General features: G+C 41.4%; 23 protein-coding genes. 7 read left to right on the top strand and 16 right to left on the bottom strand.

Translation table 11 applies throughout. From position 1 onward, the window contains the following. Window positions 1-16 precede the first annotated feature (16 nt). The 4 genes from PSYCG_RS03135 to PSYCG_RS03120 all read right to left on the bottom strand — a co-directional run bounded on the left by PSYCG_RS03135 (window position 17) and on the right by PSYCG_RS03120 (window position 5,905). Window positions 17-1,978: a polysaccharide biosynthesis protein gene (locus tag PSYCG_RS03135; RefSeq protein WP_020442898.1), complete on the bottom strand. Its 1,962-nt coding sequence runs from the start codon at window positions 1,976-1,978 to the stop codon at window positions 17-19. 63 nt (window positions 1,979-2,041) lie between these two features. Then, a complete protein-coding gene (locus PSYCG_RS03130; protein ID WP_020442897.1) occupies window positions 2,042-4,303 on the bottom strand; it encodes a GNVR domain-containing protein in 2,262 nt (753 codons plus the stop codon). A gap of 74 nt (window positions 4,304-4,377) precedes the next feature. Then, window positions 4,378-4,809, bottom strand: a complete 432-nt coding sequence (locus PSYCG_RS03125) for a low molecular weight protein-tyrosine-phosphatase (protein WP_020442896.1) — start codon at window positions 4,807-4,809, stop codon at window positions 4,378-4,380. A 19-nt stretch (window positions 4,810-4,828) separates the two neighbouring features. After that, entirely contained in the window at window positions 4,829-5,905 is a 1,077-nt protein-coding gene (locus tag PSYCG_RS03120; RefSeq protein ID WP_020442895.1) for a polysaccharide biosynthesis/export family protein, read from the bottom strand. A 429-nt stretch (window positions 5,906-6,334) separates the two neighbouring features. On the opposite strand from PSYCG_RS03120, the gene rluB reads away from it, so the two are divergent. Further along, on the top strand, window positions 6,335-7,267 hold the full coding sequence (gene rluB, locus PSYCG_RS03115) for a 23S rRNA pseudouridine(2605) synthase RluB (RefSeq protein ID WP_020442894.1): 933 nt from the start codon (window positions 6,335-6,337) through the stop codon (window positions 7,265-7,267). A 105-nt stretch (window positions 7,268-7,372) separates the two neighbouring features. On the opposite strand, the gene PSYCG_RS03110 is transcribed toward rluB, so the two are convergent. The 3 genes from PSYCG_RS03110 to PSYCG_RS03100 all read right to left on the bottom strand — a co-directional run bounded on the left by PSYCG_RS03110 (window position 7,373) and on the right by PSYCG_RS03100 (window position 9,667). Beyond that, window positions 7,373-7,930 (bottom strand): hypothetical protein, encoded by a 558-nt coding sequence (locus PSYCG_RS03110; RefSeq protein ID WP_020442893.1) that lies wholly within the window; start codon window positions 7,928-7,930, stop codon window positions 7,373-7,375. A gap of 87 nt (window positions 7,931-8,017) precedes the next feature. Next, window positions 8,018-8,629: a hypothetical protein gene (locus PSYCG_RS03105; RefSeq protein WP_020442892.1), complete on the bottom strand. Its 612-nt coding sequence runs from the start codon at window positions 8,627-8,629 to the stop codon at window positions 8,018-8,020. Between the two features lie 315 nt (window positions 8,630-8,944). Further along, window positions 8,945-9,667 carry a hypothetical protein gene (locus PSYCG_RS03100; protein ID WP_020442891.1) on the bottom strand — a complete coding sequence of 241 codons (723 nt, stop codon included), beginning with the start codon at window positions 9,665-9,667 and terminating at the stop codon, window positions 8,945-8,947. Between the two features lie 144 nt (window positions 9,668-9,811). Between PSYCG_RS03100 and PSYCG_RS03095 the strand changes: the two genes are divergently transcribed. Next, complete coding sequence (locus tag PSYCG_RS03095; protein ID WP_011512955.1) at window positions 9,812-10,414, top strand: LysE/ArgO family amino acid transporter; 603 nt, start codon at window positions 9,812-9,814, stop codon at window positions 10,412-10,414. A gap of 128 nt (window positions 10,415-10,542) precedes the next feature. On the opposite strand, the gene PSYCG_RS03090 is transcribed toward PSYCG_RS03095, so the two are convergent. From PSYCG_RS03090 to PSYCG_RS03080, 3 genes are all read right to left on the bottom strand, one after another. Further along, window positions 10,543-11,184 (bottom strand): MarC family protein, encoded by a 642-nt coding sequence (locus PSYCG_RS03090; protein WP_084674192.1) that lies wholly within the window; start codon window positions 11,182-11,184, stop codon window positions 10,543-10,545. Window positions 11,185-11,561: 377 nt separating this feature from the next. Beyond that, window positions 11,562-12,422: a carboxylating nicotinate-nucleotide diphosphorylase gene (gene nadC, locus PSYCG_RS03085; RefSeq protein ID WP_011512953.1), complete on the bottom strand. Its 861-nt coding sequence runs from the start codon at window positions 12,420-12,422 to the stop codon at window positions 11,562-11,564. Window positions 12,423-12,586: 164 nt separating this feature from the next. Next, window positions 12,587-13,678 carry an NUDIX hydrolase gene (locus PSYCG_RS03080; protein ID WP_020442889.1) on the bottom strand — a complete coding sequence of 364 codons (1,092 nt, stop codon included), beginning with the start codon at window positions 13,676-13,678 and terminating at the stop codon, window positions 12,587-12,589. Window positions 13,679-13,951: 273 nt separating this feature from the next. On the opposite strand from PSYCG_RS03080, the gene nadA reads away from it, so the two are divergent. The 3 genes from nadA (at window position 13,952) to PSYCG_RS03065 (ending at window position 18,103) form a co-directional block, all read left to right on the top strand. Continuing rightward, the gene (nadA, locus tag PSYCG_RS03075) at window positions 13,952-15,091 is read left to right on the top strand and encodes a quinolinate synthase NadA (protein WP_020442888.1); all 1,140 of its coding nucleotides are present in this window, start codon (window positions 13,952-13,954) and stop codon (window positions 15,089-15,091) included. Between the two features lies 1 nt (window position 15,092). Continuing rightward, window positions 15,093-16,988, top strand: a complete 1,896-nt coding sequence (gene nadB, locus PSYCG_RS03070) for an L-aspartate oxidase (RefSeq protein ID WP_041772220.1) — start codon at window positions 15,093-15,095, stop codon at window positions 16,986-16,988. Between the two features lie 206 nt (window positions 16,989-17,194). Further along, window positions 17,195-18,103, top strand: coding sequence for a lysine exporter LysO family protein (locus PSYCG_RS03065; RefSeq protein ID WP_041772218.1), 909 nt, complete (start codon window positions 17,195-17,197; stop codon window positions 18,101-18,103). 24 nt (window positions 18,104-18,127) lie between these two features. Here PSYCG_RS03065 and PSYCG_RS03060 read toward each other — a convergent pair whose 3' ends face one another. The 4 genes from PSYCG_RS03060 to PSYCG_RS03045 form a co-directional block, all read right to left on the bottom strand. Then, window positions 18,128-18,814, bottom strand: coding sequence for an OmpA family protein (locus PSYCG_RS03060; protein WP_020442885.1), 687 nt, complete (start codon window positions 18,812-18,814; stop codon window positions 18,128-18,130). 11 nt (window positions 18,815-18,825) lie between these two features. Further along, window positions 18,826-19,524: an OmpA family protein gene (locus PSYCG_RS03055; RefSeq protein WP_020442884.1), complete on the bottom strand. Its 699-nt coding sequence runs from the start codon at window positions 19,522-19,524 to the stop codon at window positions 18,826-18,828. A 38-nt stretch (window positions 19,525-19,562) separates the two neighbouring features. After that, window positions 19,563-20,840 carry an FAD-dependent monooxygenase gene (locus PSYCG_RS03050; protein ID WP_020442883.1) on the bottom strand — a complete coding sequence of 426 codons (1,278 nt, stop codon included), beginning with the start codon at window positions 20,838-20,840 and terminating at the stop codon, window positions 19,563-19,565. Window positions 20,841-20,934: 94 nt separating this feature from the next. Next, window positions 20,935-22,236 carry a UbiH/UbiF/VisC/COQ6 family ubiquinone biosynthesis hydroxylase gene (locus PSYCG_RS03045; protein ID WP_264649328.1) on the bottom strand — a complete coding sequence of 434 codons (1,302 nt, stop codon included), beginning with the start codon at window positions 22,234-22,236 and terminating at the stop codon, window positions 20,935-20,937. A gap of 680 nt (window positions 22,237-22,916) precedes the next feature. On the opposite strand from PSYCG_RS03045, the gene PSYCG_RS03040 reads away from it, so the two are divergent. Both PSYCG_RS03040 and ybeY read left to right on the top strand, forming a co-directional pair. Continuing rightward, window positions 22,917-24,002, top strand: coding sequence for a PhoH family protein (locus PSYCG_RS03040; protein ID WP_020442881.1), 1,086 nt, complete (start codon window positions 22,917-22,919; stop codon window positions 24,000-24,002). A gap of 96 nt (window positions 24,003-24,098) precedes the next feature. Then, a complete protein-coding gene (gene ybeY, locus PSYCG_RS03035; RefSeq protein WP_020442880.1) occupies window positions 24,099-24,707 on the top strand; it encodes an rRNA maturation RNase YbeY in 609 nt (202 codons plus the stop codon). Here ybeY and PSYCG_RS03030 read toward each other — a convergent pair. Next, entirely contained in the window at window positions 24,704-25,579 is an 876-nt protein-coding gene (locus PSYCG_RS03030; RefSeq protein ID WP_011512940.1) for a mechanosensitive ion channel family protein, read from the bottom strand. The two genes, ybeY and PSYCG_RS03030, sit on opposite strands and share 4 nt — an antisense overlap. 84 nt (window positions 25,580-25,663) lie before the next feature. Continuing rightward, window positions 25,664-26,608 (bottom strand): energy transducer TonB, encoded by a 945-nt coding sequence (locus PSYCG_RS03025; protein WP_227500753.1) that lies wholly within the window; start codon window positions 26,606-26,608, stop codon window positions 25,664-25,666. Between the last annotated feature and the right edge of the window lie 44 nt (window positions 26,609-26,652).

Here is a 26,652-nt window from a genome sequence, read left to right as displayed (position 1 = left end):
AGATATTAGTAGAGAGTTATTTATCTATAGATCCTTCTTGATAGCCCGCTACAAACTGCCTAAATTGTCGCTTTAACCAAGGAACGTCAAACTCTTTTTGCTTTTCAGTCAGCTCAGACAGTAGCGATTCAAGCTCAGTTAAAGGAAAGCTATGTTCCATCGCTTGCATAATCAGAGGATGATCGGTATTTTCGATATTATCCTCACCGATGATCAACTCTTCATACAGCTTTTCACCCGGTCTCAAACCAGTGAAAATTATCTCTATATCGCCGTTAGGATTATCAGTAGTCTTGGCTCTGTGTCCACTTAAATGAATCATACGACGTGCTAAATCAACGATTTTGACTGGTTCACCCATATCCAAAACGAATACTTCACCGCCTTTTGCCATCGCCCCTGCTTGAATCACTAGATTGGCGGCTTCAGGAATCGTCATAAAGTAGCGTGTGACATCTGGATGAGTCACCGTGATAGGTCGCCCTTGTTCTATCTGCTTCGTAAACACAGGGACTACCGAGCCTGAGGACCCAAGCACATTGCCGAAGCGTACCATACTGATACAAGTATGAGCCGTCGTCATACTAAGCCCTTGACAGACTAACTCTGCTAAACGCTTGGACGCTCCCATTATGTTGGTCGGTCTGACTGCTTTGTCAGTTGAGATCAGTACAAAGGTGTCAACCTTCGCTTGTATCGCGGCACGCGCACAGTGATAGGTGCCTTTACTATTATTAATCACGCCTTCAAACGGATTATGCTCTACGATGGGCACGTGCTTATACGCTGCCGCATGATATACCGTCTGTATATGATAGAGGTTCAATACGCGCAGCAAGTTGTCTTCGTTGATCACATTGCCAATAATGGCAACAATATCTATGGCATCGTAGTCTTTATTTTTAGCTTTTTTCGCCGTCAACTCTTGATCAATCGTATAAAGCGCGTACTCAGATAATTCATATAGTACCAAGCATTTAGGCTTATTCTTGATAATTTGACGACACAATTCACTACCGATAGAGCCACCGGCACCTGTCACCAGTACGCTTTTACCCGTAATATTTTGCTGTAAAAGATTAACGTCAGGTTCAACTGTCTGCCGATCCAATACATCTAATATATCCACTCTACGCATACTGCTAACGGTGACTTTTTCTTCAGCGATTTCTTCTAAGCTAGGCAATTCCTTGATTTTAATAGAGATACCTTCTAGTTTATCGATGATTTGTCGTTTGCGTGATCGACTGATAGAAGGAATGGCTAAAAAAACTTGGGCAACATTTAGTTTACCTACGAGCCTAATAAGGTCAGAAGCCGCGTGAATTTTTTTACCGAGTAAATAGGCGCCTGTCAATTGCGGATCGTCATCGACATAAGCGACGACATTATACTTATGAGAATTTCTTAAACCTTCTAAGAGCTCTTTACCGGCCTCTCCTGCCCCATAGATGACAACGTTATCATAATCATCATACTTATACTGTGGCCTTTGACCCTGCCACCTTGCTAGCAGCTCTCTAATCGTTAAGCGACTATTCCATAACCATATAAAAAATAGAAATAAATACACGATAGGTACTGCACGAGGAATACCTGGTAGTAATTTAAAATATAAAACGGTTTGGGCGACGAGGATGATTACAAAGAAAAGTTGTAATACACTGCCCATCATCGCATCAAAGAACCCTCGTGCCACGCCATTATAAAATCCAATTACATATAAGCATAATACTGGAATCAATGCACTGACGCTTAATAATAACAAACTCACGTGGTTGTCTATATACCCGTAGCGGGCTGCTATGGCAAAGAATAGACAGACCACTGACATGATAAAATCAGCCATCATCAAAATACTGCGCTTGATGCCTCGAGGTAGATTCAGCAATATCCTAGCAGTACGCTCAGCAAAGTCATTAGACTTTACAGGAGAAGTCACATCTTTTTTAGAAATTATAGATGGGTCTATTGGCATATCAAGCAACTATTTTGTTTAAATACTAATAATTAAGGTAATAAATTTTGTCTCAGACAAATATTAGTTATTGTTACCATAAGCATAACTATAGTTATAACTGTATTTGCTCATAATACCTTGTTGTACATCATTTAAGATAATGCCATCTACTTTTATGTTAGCTTTGTTCATCTGATTAACAGCGTAGACCAATTGCCCTTCTATTGAAGTATCATATCTTGTCACCATCAGTACTTTGTCAGCATGTTGCGCTAATATCATAGCGTCAGAAGCTGCCAATATCGGTGGTGAGTCGATAATAATATAATCATAATGAAGATTTAACTCAGTCATCAAGTGATCGAAGCTACCATTAGCTAATAGCGATGCAGGATTACGTGGATGTTCGCCCCGAGGCATAAAGTCAATATTTTCAATACCCGTTGAGTGGATAAAGCTTGCTAAATGACTAAGTTCTTGAGAACTATCAACTTTTGTTAGCTGAGTACTACTTCTTGATAGATGGGTTGTATCTTGTGTTAAATAATCCGCCAAACCATTATATTGGTCCATATTAAACACTTTATGCAACTCACCCAAACGCATATCTGCATCTATAATTAAAGTCTTTTTATCCAATTGAGCAAATACTTCTGTTAAGTTAGATGAGATAAAAGACTTACCTACTCCCGGACTTTCACCAGTAATTAAGATAACTTTAGCACGCTGACCAGCTCGTCCTTGGATTGGCATCCCAAACATGAGATTCGTTCTTAAGCTTTTAATGGCTTCATAACTTAAACTATTGTTATCTGCATAGGCGAGTAGCCTATCTGAAGATTTTTTCTTACCCAACCTAGTCAATAGTGGTGAACGTGGAATCGTCGCAATAACAGGTACACCTGTCTTAGCTTCAAGGCGCTCTGGGTCTTTCACAACGTTTCTAAGCATATTTTTAATAAGAACTAATATCGTACCAAGTACCGTACCTAATGACGCAGCCAATGCCCAAATCAAAAGTTTGTTCGGTGCAATCGCTTTAAAAGTATTAATCGGTAGATCAATAATACGTGCATAACCAATTTGTCCAGCTCTAACTATTTTTAACTGTTCATAGTTTTTCAGTAGAGTTAAATATATTTCTCTATTAATCTCTGTGTCAGCAGATAGTTGTAAAAACTCTCTTTGTATTTCGGGTAGTCCTAAAATAGTATCATCTATGTCTTGCTTTCTACTATTAAGAACTTTGAGCTGTTCATCGATTTGAATGACTAATGGATGCTCTTCGGTATAATAGGTCGTTAGATCGGCTTTTTTAAGCTTAAGCTCATTAAGCTGAACATCAATTTGCGAGTTCTCTGTTAACAACAGCTCTGCTTCTTTGCTTACATCAATAGTGCCATATTTCTTACGGAATCTATTAAATACTTCTTCTGACTCTTCTAATTTTTTCTTTAACGTTGGAATCTGAGTTTCCATAAAATTAATAGTTTGAGTGGTTTCCTCAGAGCCTCGCGACTGATTTTGATCTACATAGGATACGATAATTTGTTTTAATATGGATGTAACTTGTTGTTGATTAGTGCCTGTCATTGACATCTCAATAATGCCTGTCTGCTTACCTTTCTCAAGGACAGAAAGCGCATTATTAATATCGTTTGTTGTATTATGCAATGACTGCTTAGTAATATTAATAGGGTAACCATCAGCTGGGAGGCTATTTACTGTAATGTGAATCTGACCTTCTGTGCCTCTAAACTGATGCGCTTGACCAATCTGACCTTTAAAATCATCAAAACCATTGCTTAATACAAACCCTGTTGCAGATCTGGTTAATGTAAACGATTGATTTAAATAGTCTTGCGAGACATTAAATTGACTGACTTGTACTTCACCGTCCTGTGTTTTAAGTGAAACGCCTTCAGGTTTATTGATTTGAGTAGGCGTAACAGCATTTTTTATTCTATCAACATAGCCGATAGTAGGATCAGTAAGCTTTATACGCAGATGCAGTAAATTTACAACAGGCTCTAATATCATACGAGACCTAATGAGCTCTGCCTCTGTTTGAGCCTTACTAGCTTCTGACCCTATCAGCTCAGAGATATCCGAACCTAACGCAGAAATACCTTTTGACTGCTCATCTATTTGGATCAATGCATCTGATTGAAAAGTAGGATTCACATACCGACTATACAAGATACCTATTATCAGACCCAATACAGCAAAAAAGACAATGGTTTTCCAGCCACGCAAAATGGCAAAAATTAGCGCCATCAAATCGATTTCGTCATCATCTTCTTTAGAGGCAGAGTTTAATACATTCTTTGAATCTGTATTCATAACGGTAGGTTCATCACTTAAGGTAATCGTTTAGTTTTAGTCTTTTATAATAATCGTTTATTCACAACAATAGCTTAGCTAATTTTATCAGTCCACTGCGACAGACCGTCAACAATATCTTGATGTGCAGTCTCAAAAGCACTTATCTCATGCTGGTAAGGATCAGCAATGTCTTTATTAGTCCAATGGCCCAACTTAAAGGTTTTACCACGGCAAAAAGGCCAGCGTTCTTCAATCCACTTAGTCTGACCGTCTGACATAGTGAAAATAAGATCCACTTTTTTAGCCAATTGCTCATCAATTTGCTTAGCAACATGACTGGTAATATCAATCTGCTGTTTTGACATGATTTCTAATGCCGCTGGATCGGCAGGATGACCGACTAAAGCACCCACACCTGCAGAGTCGATAATCTTATTGGGAAAACGCTGTTTCAAGAGTGCTTCCGCCATTGGACTACGACAAATGTTACCAACACACACAACTAGAATATGATCAAATGCCATGATAGTTATTACCTATTATTTATAAGCCAGAAAGAACAGTAACTGCAGAAGTTGATGGTAATAACGCACTGAGGACACGGTTCCAACGCGTCAAACCAGTAGGATCTACATAGATAATATCATTGGCACGCATCTCAAAACGATTTGCAAGCGCAAAACTGGTAATTGTTTGCATATCAACATAGTAAATGTCTGTTGTTCTGGTATTGAGGTTATCACGGACGACATATATCTTAGCAGCATTGGCCGTATTAGAATCAAGACCTTTTGATTCACCTATCACCTGCGCTAAGGTAATACCCTGTTCTAAAATTGGGACAGGCTCTACACGTCCAAACTCTCCTAGAACATATACTTTATTACGATTTTGACTATTAACATGAATAGAGTCGCCGTCTTGGAGATAGATTTGATTGGCAGAAGACCCTAGTTGGCGTAAGGATTGCAGCCCAATATTGTAGTTCACACCTTTACGATTAAACACAATATTATTTGAATCACCTGTAGGCGTTGCACCACCAGCCATAGAAATCGCGCTATACAGCGACACTGGTGCATCAGCAATTGCAAATTCACCAGGTTTAGCCACTTCACCATCAATAAAAAATTTATTACCCCGATAATCAAGAATTTTAACCTGTGGATCTGAAAACTTAAGATAGCGCTGTAGTTGTCTCTGCAAGTTCGCCGTGAATTGCGGCACACTCATACCTGTCGCTTTAACACGTCCAACAAGTGGAAATTGAACAAACCCTTGCTGATCCACAGGGTAGCCTGACGCACCTGCTGCTGTAATATCGGGATAACCAACTAATATAATACTAAGAATATCACCTGCAGAAATACGATACTCTGCTCGACCAGAGTTTCTTATTAGCTGACTTAAATTGCTGCTTGGAAGCACTGCTTGCTTTGGTGGTAATGTCGCTAGATTTAGTGGTTGAACGTTAAAATGAAGACCGTTTTCAGCGATAAATGCGCCACTTGGTGGCAGCTCACCTGCTTGCAAACCCGCATTGATGCTAGAGCACCCTGAAGCCAAAGCAATAATTAATAGACACGTTATACTTAGTAACTTTGATGAATTGAAAAACATAAAAAGACCTTTATAAATCATAGATATAAGTAGTGTCTAGCATTAAAGAATCAGACAGTCATATCAAAGCGTTGCATTATGTGCAAAAAAACAAAACCATAATAACATAGGTGGTTAAATTTTGAACCATAATCATGTATTTTTGATGGAAATTACGATTTATCGGAAAATGGCTTATATGGAAAAATACTAATATTTAGCGATAATTACAATATAGTCATTGGTCATATAAATTATAAAAAATCTTCTCTTATTTATTTAACTAACCAATTTAAACCGACAAATGATATGAAAATCATCTACCTTATTCAGACATTAAAGTGGAAAATTATTTAAACATAATATCTATAACCCTTAGAAATAGCGTATAATATGCAGTCCAATTTTATACATTGAGAAATGTAAACCCACCGATTCTAGGAAATCGCTATGAAAGATGAAAAATTACAGAAAGCACTTGCCCGTATGGGACTTGGTTCACGTCGTCAGATGGAAGAAGTCATTAAAGCAGGTCGTGTAACTGTCAATAATGGTCCGGCAACCATTGGTGATCGTGTTGAACAAGGTGATGAGATTCGCGTTGATGGTCGTCAGATTAAATATACTTCTGAAAATGAAAAGCGTCGTCGCGTTTTAGCTTATTACAAACCTGAAGGCGAAGTATGCTCGGCGAATGATCCAGAAGGTCGTCCTACCGTATTTGAACGTTTGCCAAAGCTGACTCATGACCGTTGGGTTATGGTAGGTCGCTTGGATATCAACTCGACAGGTCTATTATTATTTACTAATGATGGTGAAATGGCACATCGTTTGATGCATCCTTCTAGCGAAGTAACCCGTGAATATGCCGTACGTGTGCTGGGTGATGTTACCCCAGATATGGCACGGGCGATGACAACAGGTGTCATGTTGGAAGATGGCTTAGCCAAGTTTGAAGACATCAAAGAAGGCGGTGGTGAAGGCGTCAACAAGTGGCATCATGTGCAGCTTAAAGAAGGTCGTAACCGTGAAGTACGCCGCTTATTTGAATCCCAAGGTCTTAAAGTCAGTCGTCTATTACGTACGAGCTACGGTAATATTGCGTTGCCAAAAGAGCTACGTACAGGTCGCTTCTTAGAGCTTGATAGAAAAGATATTAATACGTTAACAGACCTAGTGAGCTTACGCCCGCGTTATGGTACAGGTCTCCATGGTGCTGCTAAAGAAAAGCAAGAGCGTATCAGAAATAAACCGCTGAAAGCACGTCGTACTGACACTCGTAGCGATAATCGTAATAGCACTAGTAGCGCAAAACCAAAAAGCAGTGCAAGTCCTGCCAGTCGCGGCACCCGTAATACCCGTGACCGCAACGATAAACGCTAATATTTTTTAGATTTAGCATACTCAATAAAAAGCTGCCAATGATACATAATCATTGGCAGCTTTTTTGTATGTGACATTAATAAGTATTCTCTAGCTACTGACATATTAGTGATTATGACTATCAATATAGCTTTTCATGATTCGTAAATCCTGTAATTGCTGCTGCTCCATTTGTTCTAATAAGCTATCTAAGCGTTGTTCTATCTTATCTAATACGTCTTGCAGCAACTTGCCGGCTTCATCTCGTGATTGATTATTGACGCTTTTAGCATTTGATTTGATAATCGTCAGTTGATAATAACTACTGAGTAGTTCAGGTAAACGTGTATGCAGCATCTTATGCAATACGAACTGTGCTTCGGTGATTTCAGGCATCTTTTCTTGTGACTTTAGCTCTATCTGATAGTCATAATAACTGGCTACCTTTTCATCAATATGTTGTAGCTGGCGTAGCTGATTATCTGTTAAAAAATTAAGATGCTTTTTATTTAGATTTAGTTGTTGCCAGCTGATGCTTGCTAACGATAATGGTGCATTAGCATTTTGATAAATAAGTACACCTGGCGTAATACCAACCGCTTTATGGAAAGCATACCAGCCTTTTCTACCTAGATAGAAGACGCTCATTGTCGTTATGACACCAACGCCTATTAATACACTCATAGCAATTTACTCTTAATCGTTCAACCGTCATTGATTCTCTTAACTATTTACTACTCTCTATCTCATATCCTTACTAACAGTGTCATCTTATAGCTTTTCAATCTGCTCTATTTTAGTAGTATTAAGCAATTGTGTATCTGTATCTACATTAGGATTATCAAAACGCTGTTGTAAATATCGATTGGTTACTAGCAGTTTTTGTCCATCTTGATGATAAGATGCATTAAGCAGTTCATCAAACTGGGTGTTAATAGTTCCCAATATATCCAACAGCGCTTCTTTACCAGTGACATCAGAATGCTTAATTTTAGTATTATCAGCAAGTGCGCCATCCCCGACATCTAAGTCATGCAAACGGCGATAATCTGCTACTGCTTGTGGTACATGTTTATCCATCAGATTTTGAATGGTAATATAAGTTTCGTTAACTGCATCTTTATTATCTATCTTGCCATCATTATTGGTATCACCATAAATAAGTCTCAGCTTTTCACCTTTTTCATTAATTTGGGTCAATGCAGCTTTAACATCAAATGGTAAGCTTTTCTCAGGAATATAACCCAATTGCGGCATCGCTTTATACGCTAGCATTTTAGGTGCTGTCACCTTTTTGATACCACGATAGCCTAAATACAGACCTGCTGCGGGTAGCACTCCATATAAAACAAACATGACAAGTATCGCAGTGATTTGAGTCATAAAATTATCCTTATTATTTAATAGTATTAATTGGCAAATTTATTATTATTCTTGATATGGTTGCTCCACTTTTGCAAGAACACAGCGCTACTAGGATCAATTTTCTTGCTTACTGTGCCTACGCAGACAGAGGCTACGAAAATTAATCCTAGTAGCACTTTATAATATTCATATTTCTCTTATTTAAGACTGAATATAGTATTTAATGATTTTATTAAACAAAAAAATAAGGCTCTATTAAAGCCCTATATTGTTATGCATTGAGTTGTTTGTGTTTGCTGATGCTTATTTTTTAGCAGAATAGAAAAATGACGGCTAATTTTGCGTACGGCTTTTAACATAACGATGGGTTGAAGCCAGACGATTCATCACCGTTTGATGCAGCTCCTCTAACAATTCATCAAGCTCATAATCAATCTCTAAAAACAAATCCGTCAGCATATCGCCTGCGGTCATTTTACCCTGTACTACATTATTCTTCGTACGATGTGGACTAAAACGTTGCAGCTGCTCGTAATGATGCAAGGCTTCTGGAATACTTTCAGATATCAGCTTATCAATGACAAACTGCCGCTCATTATGTTGCTGCTTCTGCTCATCATTAAGCTCGCTACTCCATTCACGATAGCGTTTTAATTTGCCATTGATTCTATCTAAAATAGCAACTGCTTCAATTGGCATCGCATTTAGCGTGGCTGCATCGACCACATTCACAAGCTCAGTCATAATCGGACAGCGTCCATGTTTAAGAAACCATAAGGTATCTGGGTCAAAAGGTGGTCTATTACTCGGTCGCATTTGAGCACGATTGGACAAATAACGATCGGTCAATGGCGTCGGTGCACGAATATCAGACACTTGCGCTAAAGCATCACAAATACGTTCGGTACGCTGTGGCTCAGTAAGCGGCGAAGCATTAGACGTTGAAGTATTGACATCATTTTTATTATTAGTAAGTTTATTGGCAGCCGCTTGCTGAGCATTTTTAGCAGCGGCGGTTGGCAGGTCATCATGTGCTTGCCCAAATGACTGTAGCATTCTTGTCAAACTTATGACCATAACTTACCCTGCTCCTCGCCCATTTACTGATTGCATTTGACCATTCAATCCCTTATCTTAACAGCTTTTTGCCATACTACCAGTAAGCAAACGTCAGCATTTTTAAAGGATAAGACAGCCATCATGAATATCACCGATTACAGTTCCGGTTTTTTGCTTGGCTTATCTCTCATCATCGCTATTGGTTCGCAGAACGCTTTTGTACTCAAACAAGGGCTCAAACGCGAGCACATATTTTTTGTCTGTCTGTTCTGCGCAGTCAGTGATGCGTTGTTGATTTCAGCTGGCGTTGGCGGTTTTGGCGCGGTAACGGCACGCTATCCGCAAGTGGTCAATATTGCCAAGGTCGCGGGCGTCATATTCTTATTAGGTTACGGACTGCAAAGCTTGTATGCCAGTATGCGTTTATCCCACTCACTTACCGTCGATGGACAAGTCGTCACTAGCCTAAAAAAGGCATTATTACTATGCTTTGGTTTTACATGGCTCAATCCACATGTCTACTTAGATACCTTGGTGCTGGTCGGTATGGTTTCAACAGGAGCCAGTAGTAAGCTTGCCTTTGCAGTAGGAGCAGTCAGCGCTTCATTCTTTTTCTTTTTTGCGCTTGGCTATGGGGCGCGATTACTCAAACCATTATTTGCCAAACCAAAAGCGTGGAATATCCTTGATGCCTTGGTCGGTATATTGATGCTTTATTTGGCTTGGCATTTGTACCAAAGCTAAAACAGAGCTTTCTACTCAACATCCTTTAACTAAAAACAAATACACCGCTTAAAAAGCAGAAAAACCAAATACTTTTTTGAAAGTAGTTGGTTTTTTGAGGGATTAAATCACTTTTATAGACTAAAAAACTAAATCAAATCAGGAAACAGCGTACGTAGCCCGTTAACGATAATTTCGATAGCAACTGCCGCCAATAGCATCCCCATGATTCGACTCATAATATTAAGCCCTGTATCACCCAATAAGCGACTGATACGACCAGCTGCCATCAATGCCAAATAACAAAATAAACTGATAAACAAACCCGCAATCAAAATGGCAGATATTTGCAAGATACCGGAAACTTGTGATGAGTAGATAATAACGGTTGAAATACCACCCGGTCCAATCATCATAGGAATAGCAATCGGCACAACCGCGGCTGCCATCGTTGGCGGCGCACCTTGGAGATGGTCAACATCGAAATTTTCTTGATCAGGCTTAACTGGATTGCCCTCGCCATTCATCATATTGAGAGCAATTAGAAACACTAATATACCGCCTGCTAACTGAAACGAGCCGATTGAAATACCCAAGACTTTGAGGAGCGTTTCGCCTGCTAAGGTGAAAAAACTAATAGTAATAAAAATGGTCAGACAAGCAACGCGCGCTACTTTACGTCGATTATTCATTGAATAACCACGCGTTGAATCTAAAAACAATGTCAATGCGCTAAAGGGGTTAATCAATACCATAAAGGCTAAGATTATCTTAATAATTTCAGTATTCACTGAGCGCTCGCTTGTCTATTAGTCAAATCGGGCAAAAAACAAGGCCATTGGGCAAGTGCATCAATGACCTAATAGTCGGTAGCAGCGGCATTGTAGCATAGGCAGATAAGCCTATTAAATCATTAACTTCGCTTAATTCCTACACCTTACCAAATCCATAGGTTATCGATACAAATCTGCCCTTTTAATAGAGGGTTAATCCTCTATTAAACTTCATTAAAACAAGTCTATATAGTTGATCCATTTTTAAAAGAGTACAGCACTGCTGGGGTTAACTATTCGCAGCCTCTGTCTGCGAATAGTTAACCCCAGCAGTGCTTTATAACATTTGTACTTCTTCTATTTGGGACTCACTATACTTAGACCAAGCGTTAAAGCTAAATGCTAAAATCCAAACCAATATCTAATGCAGTCGTGCTGTGGGTCAAATAACCCATCGCGATAAAATCAACGCCTGTTTCCGCAACGGCTTGCACTGTTTTAGGAGTGATACCACCTGATGCTTCGGTTTTAGCACGACCTTTACACATAGCGACTGCCTGCGACAATATCTCAGGCGACATATTGTCCAAAAGCACTAAGCTCACACCAGCATCTAGTGCTTGCTCTAACTGTGCTAATGTATCGACTTCCACTTCGATTGGAATCAGATGCCCAGCAAATTCTTGCGCTTGCTCAATCGCTGTTTTAATATCACCTGCGATAGCAATATGGTTGTCTTTAATTAAAATCGCATCATCTAAACCCAAGCGATGATTACGCCCGCCACCGCAGCGTACCGCATATTTTTGGACGATACGTAAGCCTGGAATGGTTTTACGCGTACAAGTAATTTGCGCTGGATATGCTGCCACGCTATCGACAACCTTCTTAGTATCTGTCGCAATACCGCTAAGATGAGTCATAAAGTTAAGCGCCGTACGCTCTGCTGTCAGCAAATTACGCGCATTGCCATGGACAGTTGCTAATACTGCGCCAGCTTCGACCACTTCACCATCATAGACTTGAGCAACGAATTCTATCTGCTCATCAATCAAAGCAAAAGATAAGCGTGCTAAATCCATACCACATATTACGCCTGCTTGCCTTGCCTTAATCTGTAATTGCGCTTGCATGTCGGCTGGAATAGTCGCTTGCGAAGTGACATCACCACGTCTGCCCAAATCTTCTGTTAATGCCGCTTCAACCAATGGTTTAAGTAATACTTTAGCCAATGCTGGCTCTCGTTTAACTGTCATTTTTAGCCCTTATTATGCTTATATTCTGAATATATATTATATAAACTCAAAATGAGCATAAATATAACGTAAAGTTTATTGTCTCGCAAGAAAATATCCTAAATTAAAATTTTCGATAAATTTATTGGGTTTGGCAATGATAGAGGCTGATAACGATTGGGCGACTACTTACGTTTTGGCAATTTGCTATCCATCAGCAAACTTTGCAATTCAATATCATGGCGAAAACGATAAAGTTTAGCGGGACGACCACGCTGGGCGCTACTACTCTGCCCTGTTTCTAGCACAAGATTTTGTGACTCTAGCAGCCGGCGGAAGTTTTGCTTATGTAAGCGTACACCCGATAGTGCTTCGACACTCTGCTGCAACTGCGACAAGGTGAATTCATCTGGCATTAAGCCAAAAATGAGCGGTCGATATTCAATTTTTGCACGTAGTCTTGAGATAGCCGTCGCAATCACTCGGCGATGGTCATAGTACATCGGTGACCCTATAAGCTGTGACCAGTTACTAGGTAATTTAAACGCCTTGTTAGATTCAGCGCTGTCAGGTTGAACATTAGCCAAATAGCTTGGTGGATAAGTTGGTGCTTCTGCAATAAGACCTGCTTCATACAACATCTCATAACGCAGAAGGACATGTTCTGCAACCCATTCCCTATTCTCGTATTCTTTACTATTAATCAGCTGATCATTGCTCTCTGCATTTGAATGCACGCTTTTATTTTTAGAGCAATTATTTAGAATCGTCTCACTGACGCTCCAACACAGACCAATACGCTGACGCCGGCGCTGCTGAATATCAGGCTCTTTTGTAGCATCTGCCCAACGTAATAATGCCGGTACGATATAATCCATAATGATAGCTGGCATACCATCTAAATGATTTTCCCATGGGAAATAATCATACCAATCACGCCATAATGCTTGGCTTTGTAGCTGTGCTTGCGCCTCTTGCACCAAACCCAAATAGCTGACGTAAACCAGCGCATGACCATCATCATTGCGTCTATTGGTATCAACAAAGGTATATAGCTGTTCCAAATAACCAAGTGGCTGCTGTGTTTGCTCTTCAACCCATTGGCGCACACCGGCTTGCAACGAGCGGTGTAATGGCATGAGGGGACCATTGGGCAATAGCTTGCCTTGATCAACAGTTAAAACGCGCGCCGTGTGTTCAGTAATCGCAACCAGCACTGCGACGACTTCGGTCGTGCCGCTACCTTGTTGATGAGCATGTGAATAAGACAACGTCATGACGTTAATGATTACCTTTTATTTTAATTATAAAATACAGCTCAAATGATAAGCCATTGACCACATGCTAAGTATAGCTTGAATCGATGCTTATCATAGCTTATGGTTGTAATTATACAAAATGAGTCCTGCATAAATAATAAACGTATAAAAAATTTCTTGTATTTATGCTCAAAATGAGCATAATTAAACCAGTATATTTTTTAGCGCTATTTACTTGACCCACTTTTAACGGCAATTGACGTGTCGTTATTGCATGAAAGGTTTGCACTTATGAAAACGTATCCGTATGACGCACCGATTATGAGTGCCGATAATCGCATTGCCACGCAAATGAATATCGAATATGCCAAAGCAAAAATGCCCGCAGACTTGCCGCGTAGTGAGCGACTGCAAGTTGAAGAAAATATTAAGCAGTTATTAAAAGCGCATAACGCCGTCTTAGTGGCGCATTATTATGTCGACCCTTTTATTCAGGATTTGGCATTGGCGACCGGCGGTTGTGTTGGTGATTCACTTGAAATGGCGCGTTTTGGTCAGGCGCATAGTGCACAAACACTGGTAGTTGCAGGTGTACGCTTTATGGGTGAGTCGGCAAAGATACTCAGTATGGAAAAAACAGTACTGATGCCAGACTTAGAAGCAGAATGCTCGCTTGATTTGGGCTGCCCTGCCGATGAATTTTCTGCCTTTTGTGATGCATATCCTGAGCGTACGGTTGTCGTTTATGCCAATACTAGCGCTGCGGTGAAAGCACGGGCTGATTGGGTAGTAACTTCGTCAGTTGGTATCGATATCATTCGTCATTTGCATGAACAAGGTGAGCCTATCATTTGGGGTCCAGATAGACACTTAGGTAAATACATTGCCCGTGAGACTGGCGCAGATATGCTGCTCTGGCAAGGTTCATGTATGGTGCATAATGAGTTTAAAGCCACTGAGCTTGAACAATTAAAAGCTGAACATCCGACAGCGAAAGTCTTGGTACATCCTGAATCTCCAGATAGTGTCGTGGCGCTTGCCGACGTGGTTGGCTCGACCAGTAAGCTATTACAATCCACCTATGAGATGGATACCGATACCTTTATCGTCGCAACTGACTTGGGTATCTTGCATGAGATGCAAAAGCGCTCGCCAAACAAGCGCTTCTTGGCTGCACCGACTGCGGGCGAAAGTGCCAGTTGTAAGAGCTGTGCTTTTTGTCCATGGATGGCGATGAATGGTCTACAAGGTATCGAGCAATGCTTGATTAATAATAGCGGTGAAGTATTAATGACGGCTGAGCTCGCAGCGGCAGCTAGAAAGCCATTACAACGTATGCTCGATTTTGCTGAATCGCAGAAGCAACGCGTGACAGCAAGTGGCGATATCGTCAAAGACCGTGCATTGTTTGCGAATGTTGGAGCAGCATAATATGAGCGCGAACTGGTTAAATGGCAAAGATAACTGTAATGCGCATCAGATCCCTGATGCTGTCGTGATAACAGATGTACTTATCGTTGGGGCTGGGCTTGCAGGATTAAGCACCGCGCTTGCTTTACCAGAGTCGCTGAACATTACCATATTAAGTAAAGCAGCACTGGAAGTTTGCTCAAGCCATTATGCCCAAGGCGGTATCGCCGCAAGCTTGGACAAAAATGATTCGGTAGCTGACCATATCGCCGATACGCTAATCGCTGGTGCAGGATTATGTGCAGCGGATAATACGACAAACATCCTCAGCACTGGACAACAAGCGGTTCAATGGCTATGTGAGCAAGGCGTACCTTTTACTCAAATTCCCCACCAAGAATCAAAAAATTATATAAAGGCGGGTTTTGACCTCTCTCACTTACATTTAACCAAAGAAGGCGGTCATGGCTGCAGACGCGTTGCCCATGCTGATGATGCAACGGGTCGACATATCATGGAGGCCTTGACTATAAAAGTGCAAGCCGCTTCCAATATCACTATCTTGCCCTACCATGAAGCACTGTATTTATTAACTGACAACAGTGATAACCGTTGCCAAGGGGCGCAAGTTTTTGATCATACTATTCAGCGCCAAATCACATTTCATAGTCGCGCCGTTGTCTTAGCCAGTGGTGGTTTAGGGCAATTATTTCAAAGAGCCAGCGCGCCCAACGTCTGTGTCGGTGATGGCATTATGATGGCATGGCAAGCAGGCTGCCGTTTGGCAAATTTAGAGTTCATCCAATTTCATCCGACTGGTCTAGCACTAGATAATAGCAGTTTTTTGATTTCTGAAGCTTTACGCGGCGAAGGTGGGCGCTTATATTGTCCAAAAACGGGCAAGCGTTTTATGCTTGAGATTGATGAGCGTGCAGAACTGGCGCCGCGAGATATCGTCGCACGGGCAATAGCTGAGCAGATTAATAATAATGGACTTGGGTATGTACATCTTGATGTCAGTCACTTGCCAGCCGAATTTTTGCGCGAACATTTTCCACAGATTTATCAGACACTATTACCACTTGGTATTGATATAACTAAAGAGCCAATTCCGGTTGCCCCAACCGCCCATTATAGCTGTGGCGGCGTGGTCACTGATGCTAATGGCGTAACCGATGTAGCAGGTCTTTATGCCGCTGGTGAAGTTGCTTATACAGGTCTGCATGGAGCAAATCGCTTGGCAAGTAATTCATTATTGGAATGCGTGGTGGTTGGGCGTAATATCGCCGCTGATTTGCCTCGCTATTTGAAAGCACTAGAGAATCTAGATACTGCTGCCATTTATGAAAGCATAAACTTATCAGCACCTACCTTTTGGACAGCGCCAACTCTTAAAGATACTCAAGCCATTACGCTCTCTTCTCTTATTACACGTCCATTGACTTCAGCTGATTACGAGGACACTGATAGCAATATAGATACTAATAATCAGGCTGGCAAAATCATTACAGAATTAAAATTTTTAATGACCTCACATATGGGTATCACTCGCACTGCCGAATCATTAGAGCAAATGTTAATACAGATACAGCAATGGCAACAGTGGCTTGAAAAATCTGAGTTAAGTCAGCCCAATATGAATGCATCAGACGACGCCATGACCACTGATAAACTTACATACTTTCAATTAGCAAGACAGTTGCAATTAGCGACTTTAATTATTCAGTCTGCTTGTCAGCGCCTTGAAAGTCGTGGCGGACACTATCGTAGAGACTATCCCAACCTAGCAGCCACTGCTCGCATTAGTGTGATTGAGCCATTATCAAATCAAGCTATTTGCCCATTAAGTGGTATCAATAACCCCACTTCAAAAATTCAGAAACATCGTAAATCCATCAAATACGAGCACGCGGTATAGTGGCTTTATATTCAATCAATGTGGCACTGCTGTTCAGCATATAGAGACACTCATAAAAGACGCTTAGAACAGCAGCAATTCAATGAATTTTATCTGCTTATGTCAGCATTGTTACTCTGATATGTTACAATCTTCGACTTCTTAAAAAACCCTTCCTAAAAACAATTTGTTAAAACGCCTTTTAAAAATGCCGCGAGCCCTTTACCATGCAAAGCTTAGTTACCCTTGTCTTGGTTTTAATGCCAATGTTTATTGGCTTTGCCATTCCATCCAATCCAACCCTGACCAAAATTGCCGATAAAGGCTTGTCTTATTTGGTCTTTATTATTTTAGGCTTGATTGGTATTGAGCTGGCACAAGTCGAAGGACTTGGCAGTCAGGTAGGCGAAATCGCACTGTACGTCACGATATTATCAATACTGACAATTGGAACTGGATTATTTGGGCTAATGCTGTTTGACCGTTTGCGCCCGTGGCATGCCAAAAAACCCAGTGTTAAATCTAAAGAGCATCGCGTCAGTATTCGCGGTAGCCTTACCCAAGTCATCTGTGTAGTAATAGGTTTTGTGATTGGTTATTTCTTGCCAGCCAACTATATACCGCCTGAAAACACCATGACGGTCATGCTAATGATATTAATCTTGCTGGTTGGTATTGGACTAAAAGGCTCGGGTATTACTCTAAAAGAAGTGCTGCTTAATAAGCGCGGCGTTGAGATGAGTATTATTTTTACATTATCGGTATTAGTTGGCGGGCTTATCTTTGCGCTGATGTTTAGCGATGTCTCTTGGACGAAGGGCTTAGCACTAGCGTCAGGATTTGGTTGGTATTCGCTATCTGCGATTGTGATGACTGATGCTTATGGGGCTATTTGGGGCAGTGTGGCGCTATTTAACGACTTGGTACGTGAGTTCTTTGCGCTATTATTTATTCCCGTCTTTATGCGCAAATATCCATCAGCAGCGGTCGGTCTTGGCGGCGCGACCAGTTTGGATTTTACCTTACCGATTATTCAACAATCTGGCGGGCTAAAAGTCGTGCCACTGGCGATTAGCTTTGGTTTTATTATTAATATTGTCTCGCCAGTGCTGATGGTGTTGTTTTCGGCTTTTTAAAAATCAACCGTTTTTTTGACGTTATTATTCAGATTTAAATATCTCGCAGCGCTTTAGATATGGTTCATAGTTTTTCCAATCACTTGGGTTTTCTATATTCGCTAGGTCGTTGACTTGCGTACTTGCTTTGACAGTTACCCTTCTATCTTTTGACTCTATACCTGCAAGATCACTTTCGCTAAAGTCTGTAGCTATAAACGGATATCTATCTGAGCAATCATAAGTGGAGATACGATCAGAGGTAATGTGATGCTTTTCTACTAACCTATTCCTGATATTAATGGCACGGTTACGCGATAAATTATTTTTATTAGGCGTTATCGCAAGCTCGTTTGATGCTACATGACCAAAAATAAAAACTTTAGCATCTGGTTGCTCATGAAGGTTTTCTTCAATTATTGCAAATGCTTGATCATATTCGTCAGATAATTGACTGCTCATCGGTTCAAAAAATCCTTGCAACTGCATTTCTAGCGAACCTGTATAAACCTCTATTGGACAGCCTTTAGCATCAACTACTACGTTAGATGGCGTTTCAGGGCATTCGTCTATAGCATCAAGCACACCGTCACCATCGCTATCTAAATTAACAGTTATATTTGGTATCTTAATAGTTTGGCTTGTTTGCTTAGACAAGTCAGACGTTTGACATGCCGATAGCGTTAAGACGCTGATTGAAACAACAAGCATACTTCTTAATAGCATGGTCATGTCTTCTTCCTTTAAAATTGCTGACAAAATTCTTTATAGTACGTGAGTGATTGCTCATTATCACTGCCAGTATAAAAATCATCTGCCTTTAACGCTTTACCATAAATACGCTGGTTCATTGACGCGCCTTCCTCAGTATCGTTAGGTGCAATCGGCATACTATCAGCGCAATCAAACGTATAAATTTTATCAGCAGCTATATTTCTGTTAATCAAAGCAGTTTTTATTACCTGTGCCCGCTCACGTCCTAATGGACGTTTATCAGATTTTACTTGATTCATTTTTCCGTCTATACCTACTGATATTTGCGCAGCTTCAGGTTCCGAGAGGTGACCAGACAAGACTACCACCAGCTCAGGATCGCTATGCATTTTTTCCGCTACTTTTTCCACTTCTGGCAAGTACTTTATTCGTAGCTCATTACTATTTTGCTCAAAGAAAACTCGTAGCTCCATTGTAAGATAATCGATTAAACTCACCGCTACTGGACAGCCATACTCATCCGCCACTACCCCTTTAGGAGTGTTCGGACAATTATCTATAATGTCAGGGACGCCATCATTGTCCGTATCTGCAAGTGGCTCTATCAGGACTTTAGGTGTGTTGTCTGCCTTTTTATTGATTATGGTGTTTTTGGGTACAGATTGGCAGGAAGCTAACATAAAACTAGCTATTACAACGGCTATCGTCATCCATGAATTATTTTTCATACGCCATCCTTAGTTCAATTAATAGCTTCAGTTAAAACCTAAACCCCACTTGCCTGCTTCGCAAACAACCGCATCAATGGTTTAATTTTGCTGACGCGATACATACCTTCATTACGAAGTTGTTGAATCGGACGCATCTGCGCAAGCGAGCCGGCAAACAGCCAATTAAGCGCAGAAAAGCTATGCATCATCAGACTGTTATGCGGACGACGCAAGCGCTCATAGCTACGCAAGGTTTGGTTGGTACCCCAAAACGTCCCGCCACTACGGTTATAATCATGCGCCAATTGTTTGCTTAATACTTTTACATCGAGCATCCCAAGATTGAGCCCTTGCCCAGCAAGCGGATGCACACCATGCGCCGCATCCCCAATTAAGACTAAATTATCCGCAACATAAGTCTTTGCTTGCTGCGCCGCTAATGGAAAGCTGGCGATTGATTCAATTTTATGGATAGCACCAAGCTCATAATGACTGGCAGCAGCCAATTTATCAGCGATATAGCGCGGGTGTTCGTCTACCAGTGCCAATGCTTGATTACGTGGTAATGTCCATACAATCGACTGCCAATGCTGTGGATTGGCTTTGTCTTCATCAGTGATATCAGCGAGCGGCAATAATGCCAGCGTACCAGTCGGCAGCATGGCTTGACGAGCAGTTGCTTGATGCGGCTTTTCAGTTTGAATCGCACAACAGATCGCAGTTTGATTATAATCAAGAATATCAAGCTCAATACCTGCTTGCTTGCGCACGAATGAGCCACGACCGTCAGCACCGACCAATAAACGCGCGTCAATCACGCTTCCGTTATCTAACGTCACACGGTAGCCTTGCGTGCTTCCTAGCCAATCCATATCGACAACTTTTTGCCCATCGATGACGGTTAGATATTGACTGACATCAGGCGCTAATAAACGCTGCCATAATGCATATTCGATAACTGCGGGCTCAACCATACTACCAAGCATTTTTGGCTCAGAATTTTGATTAGTGTCATTACTATTATTAGCACTATCGCCGAACAGTAGCTCGCCTCTACCGTTTAGTTGCCAGACTTGCATTTGTGAGTAATCGGCTGTGCGACTTGACGCTGCTATCTTTTGCCAAGCACCAACCTCTTTTAATAATTCAATACTGGCAAGACTTAGCGCATAAACACGGGCATCACGTTGACCCAGTACTTGCTGCCAATCTTCCTCGTCATGCTTTGGGCGCGCATCAATGAGTGTCACCAGCTTATTGTCTTGTGCCAGTTTTAGGGCAAGCGTTGCGCCGACAATACCGCCGCCGATAATCAGCGTATGGTTATTTTTCATAAAATATCCTTTGTGTCGCTATTTGAATTATCCGCTGATATTTTAATAATTAGCAGCAGTTAGATTTTTGAATTTTTTTAATGGCTTATCAATACTAAGACTTTAGACCCATCGCATAATTGGCAATTAATGGTTTAATATTCGGTAACTTATCAAAGGCAACCAAAGCGACATTACGTGCCAGCTTCACGGCTGGATTTGGATGCGTAAAGCCATGTACCACTACATCACAAAAACGAATAACGCGTTTTTGGTCAGTTTGACGGGCTTTCTCATAACGCTTTAGTAATGTAGGATTACCGATGTCTTCGCCTTTTAGTACTTGCGCGCTCATCATTTGTGCCAGTACATGAGCGTCACGCATACATAGGTTAAACCCTTGTCCTGCTACTGGATGCAGGGTGTGCGCTGCATTACCCATGATAACGCAGCGACCATCCACTTGTTTATCTGCCAGCACCCGTGTCAATGGATATGCACCACGGCGACCAGCAGTTTTAAACGTCCCTGCACGCTGACCAAAAGCTTGCTGCAAAGTCGCTAAGAAATGCGCGTCATCCTCTAAGTATTGCGTCTCTTCTCTGGTTCGGCAAACCCAAACGACTGAACGTCTATAGCCAGTCTGATATTCGTCATTACCGTCGCCTTCTGGATCCGTTAATGGCAATACTGCCAGTGGTCCGGCAGGACTAAAACGCTCAATCGCATTATGCTCATGTGGTTTGTCCGTTTCTACCACGCCGACGATAGCCGTTTGCTTATAATCATGAGTAGTCGTACCGATATCTAATAACTGACGCACGGTAGAGTCGCGCCCATCACAGGCGACCAACACACTACCCTGCAATTGCTGCTCATGCTCTTCTTCACCATAGTAGCTAAAACTTAGGGTTACGCTATCGCTTTTCTGGTCAACAGCTATTACATCGGCATTATCAATCAGGGTAATAAGCGGCTCTTGCTGAGCAGCAAGGAGCAACTTACGCCCAAGCCACGCATTTTCCATCACTTGTCCAAACGACTCAACTTGTTCATCGGCTTTATTGAGTTGCGCACGCCCAAAGCTACCTTGTTCACTAATCTGTACAGCATCGATACGGCAGGCATGGCTTTGTAGTTCATCCCACAGCCCGATCTCTTGATAAATCTGTACCGTACGCCGTGACAATGCCGTATTACGGCTGTCTAAATAGTGGCTGCGATTGCTATCATCATTTGGACTGATGGTCGGATAGCTGTTCTTCTCGAGCAATGTACTGGCGATACCATGGTTTGCCAATAGCAACGCAAACGACAAACCGACATGACCGCCACCAGCGATAAGTACCTGCTGCTCAGTCATAGTAGTGTGTTTAATATTATTAAGTTTTGATAAATTTGATTCAGTAGTTTGCATCATTATTATTCCTATCATTGTCGATTTAGCACGCATTTATACGTGATTATTATTCACTCAAAATTTTATTTTATTGAAAAACCTATTGTTCTTTGAACATATTAAAAAATTTCTAATATAGTAGATGCACCTTTAAAAGAATACAGTGCTACTGGAATTAATTATTCGCAGCCTCTGTCTGCATAGGCACAGCAAGCAAGAAAAATTAATTCCAGTAGCACGTTATAATGTTTGTATTTTTTTCATTTAAAACTGACTATAGCGTTATCGCCTAAACAATAGATTACCACAAATTGCCTATTATTCTGTGGTCTTGACGGTATCCGTAGCAGCTATAAAAAATTCTTTCAGTGTGACTGCTGAATGCTTTTATCTATCGTTGCAATCGCCATACAAAAACAAAGCCATGCATACATCTATATAGCTTGAAATTTAAATTCTATCTACCATAATGAAGGCAGGAAATTTATTTATTATTCATCAAACTTACTATTCATTAAACTAACAGCTACTTTGCCGTCATTTTCTATTATCTAAAAGCCGTACGCTAAAAGCTATAAACCAAAGAACATAAAGCACGACTAACTATTTTATCTCTGAAGTTCGTCTGACTATGCAGCATAGAAGCAATAATCATAGCAGCGGGCAACCAACACAAGGATAATCGCTTGACTGACTCCATGAGCCGCCGTATAAAATTTGAATCCTTGACCCCAGCACAGCTCAAAACCGTGCTTGGCGAATACAACAATCACATGAAATACATTCAACAACGCCTCGATATTAAAATCAGCCAACGTCAAGGCGACTTTTGTCTAAGCGGCGACATATTGGGTGTTGAGCGCGGCGAACGTATTATTTATAAAATGGTCGATGAAGCACAAAACACCAAAGACATCAGCGCCGAAGAATTGCATCTCATCATTCAATCAAGCCTCGCGCGCGATGAAGATATTGAAGAAGATGCAGCACAGCTAGAGGATAATGAGGAAGACTTAGACGCCCCAAGCGAATTTACGCCTATCAGCTTGCGTACCCGTAATGGCAAAATCATTCCACGTGGTGGCAATCAACAACGCTATGTCAGAGATATTTTATCCTCTGATGTGTCCTTTGGTATTGGACCTGCCGGTACTGGTAAAACCTATCTCGCGGTTGCTTGTGCAGTTGATATGATTGAGCGCAATGAGATTGAACGGATTTTGCTCGTACGTCCTGCGGTAGAAGCTGGCGAAAAACTGGGCTTTTTACCAGGTGATTTGACGCAAAAAATCGATCCATACTTGCGTCCTTTATACGATGCGCTATATGAAATGATTGGGTTTGAGAAAGTCGGTAAGATGATTGAAAAGCAAATCATTGAAATTGCCCCGCTTGCCTATATGCGTGGTCGTACTTTAAATAACTCGTTTGTTATCTTGGATGAAGCACAAAATACCACGCCTGAGCAGATGAAGATGTTTTTGACGCGCTTAGGTTTTGGTTCGCGCGCGGTCATTACCGGTGACATCACACAGGTAGATTTGCCACGTGGCAGCAAGTCAGGCTTGGCACAAGCGATGGAAATCTTAAGTGGTATTGAAGAGATTCATATCACTAAATTTGATTCAAAAGACGTTGTACGCCATCAATTGGTACAGAAAATCGTTGAAGCTTATGATGTCTATGATGACGAGCAGTTTGCCTTGCAGGAAAAGCGCAAGTTTGAACGTATCAAAGAGCAGGAGCGCAAACAGATAGTTGCTGATGCAGCAGCCAAACTCTAACCTATCTTGATAGCCGTATATTGGAAAGAAACCGGATTTTATATCCGGTTTTTTACTGTTAGATATTTTTTAATTGATATATAAAAGGATTAGGGTATGAGCCAAGACAGCAATAGTAATGCTAGCAACAATATTAATGATAATTCTAATGGGAACAAGAGCTTAGACACGCTTGATATTAGTGCCAGTGAGCTTATCGATGACCAAACACTCGATAGTTTTTACAGTCGGGAGCAGCTGCTGTCTGTAATGGCAGCGACACTTAACTATATCGATGCGCAGGTAAAAGGTGGTCTGATACTGCCATACTTTGACGATATCGATGCTGAGCAGTGGCAAGAGAAGATTAAGGTGCTCGATATTTATATTACTGATGAAGTCGAAGGTCGCGAGCTGAATTTAAAAGCCCGTCAAAAGGATTATGCAACCAATATCCTCTCTTATCCAAGCGACCTGCCAGCAGCAATTATTGGACTGATGCCAACGCTACCGCTTGGAGAGCTAATCATTTGCCATGCGGTGATGATACGTGAAGCAGCAGAGCAAAATAAAGAGGCTGTACAGCATATTAGCCACTTATTAATTCATGGCATACTGCATTTGCTCGGTTTCGATCATGAGCTCGGGCAAGCCGAGCAAGAGGAGATGGAGCGCTTTGAGATTGAAATTTTGGCAGGGCTCAATATCCCAAACCCTTATAACTAATCTTTTTTCGTTAGTAGTTTTTGTGCTTGGTCCATCTGATTAATCATCTGGTCAAGCCCTTTAACATGGACATTACGCTGCGGGAACGGAATATCAATTTTATTATCATCCAGTGCATATTTAAACTGTTCCAATAGATCGCACTGCATTGACCACCAGTCGTCATTAGTCGTCCAAACGTTTAAAGTTAAATCAACGGAGTTATCGCCCAAGTTAGTGACGCGGATAACCGGTGCAGGATCCGTAAACGCCTTTGGATTGCTGATGGCTAGATTTAGCATAACATCTTTGGCAGTTTTGATATCAGCATCATAACCAATGCCAACAGTGATATCGACGCGGCGATTGGGCAATGCGGTGTAATTAACAACCGCTGAAGTGGTGATATCGCTATTAGGAATGATGACATCATGATTGTTAATCGTTGTTAGATGCGTATTGACCAAGGTAATCTCTGTCACAGTGCCTGTATAGCTGCTTATTTGCACATAGTCGCCGCGTACAAAGGGGCGAAAGGTGACAATCATAATGCCCGCTGCAAAATTAGACAGCTGATCTTTCAGTGATAAACCAATCGCAACCGCTGCACCGCCCAAGATAGCCACGACCGATGTGGTCTGCACGCCAACTTTACTCAAGGCAGCCAAAACGACCACAACCAATAGCACACCGTAAATTAAGCGACCTAAAAAGCTAGCGACCGTCTCATCTAAACGACTACGCAACATCATACCGTGAGCAAATGTGACGGCTTTTTTGGCAAGCCAGCGCCCTATCATAAATATTAGCAGCGCTAATGCCACTTTGGCAGCAATGCTCAAAGCGTTATTGGTTAAAGTGGCAACATCAAGGGTAAAACCTAAAAATTCCATATAAACTCTTTACTCTATATCTGGGTGTTATCCATTTACTGTTTTAGTTAATACGTTGAAAATGCAGGACTGCTGTTAACTCTTCTAGTACGTCACCTCTACCGTATCACTATAACGATAGGTACGTATCAGACGCAACTCAACAATGTCTTTCATATCTGCGGTAAATTTACCAAATGGCGCGGCTTGCCTGACTGATTGTTTGGCTGCCTCATCTAAGATAGTTGAATTTGAACTCTCAAGCAAACGGATGGCTTTGATATTACCGTCGTTAGCAATAATTACCATTAAACGCACTTCGCCCGTAATACTTTGCGCTCGTGCTTGAGCAGGATATTGCAAATTACCAACGCGCTCAACATGCTCACGAAAGGTATTGATATAATCGGCCGCCGCGCCATGGGTCGTTGAGTTACTGTCCATGGTCACTACTTTTGATTTGGTGGCATAAGTCTGCTGACGCTGGGATAGCTGAGCCTCTAAAGTAGCAATCTGCTTACGCAGGCGCTCTTCTTGCACTCTCATATCATCTTGCGCTTGCTTACTATCATTGTCAGACTCTACGCTTGCATGACGCCAGCTGAGCGTGGTGCGCAGGTAGCTTTCTTGATAATGCTGCTGGCGTACTTGCCGCTGCAAGCGAATCACATCTTGCGTCTCACTCATTTGCTCAGCGGATAACGGGCTGCTTTGGTCGGTTTCTTGACGCAATTGCTCTTTTACCGTACCGCCGCCTTGTTGCGAGGCATTGGCAATAAATTGCGCATCTTCATTTGGCTGCATATTATCCGTTAGGGCTTTAGCAACGTCTTGCATCAATCCGGCAGGGTCTTGCCCCATCGAAAAGCTGATACCGAAAATAATCAACGCATGCACGCTAATGGCAATAACCATCGCCATCGGCAAGCTGATATCACGTTTTGGTGCTTGCGCTGAAAAATGGTAGCTTTGTGAGTCTTTAATATACACCGCAGTCAGTCTCAGCTTATGAATATAAAGGCGGTCATCAATAAACGTGTTAATATCCATATCTATTGCCCATGCCGGCGCCATCATAACATGACATAGAATTG

The sequence above is a fragment of the Psychrobacter sp. G genome (assembly GCF_000418305.1).
GTDB lineage: Bacteria > Pseudomonadota > Gammaproteobacteria > Pseudomonadales > Moraxellaceae > Psychrobacter > Psychrobacter cryohalolentis.
The sequence above is the reverse complement of the archived record's forward strand: the minus strand, read 5'-3'. Positions and strand labels throughout refer to the sequence as shown.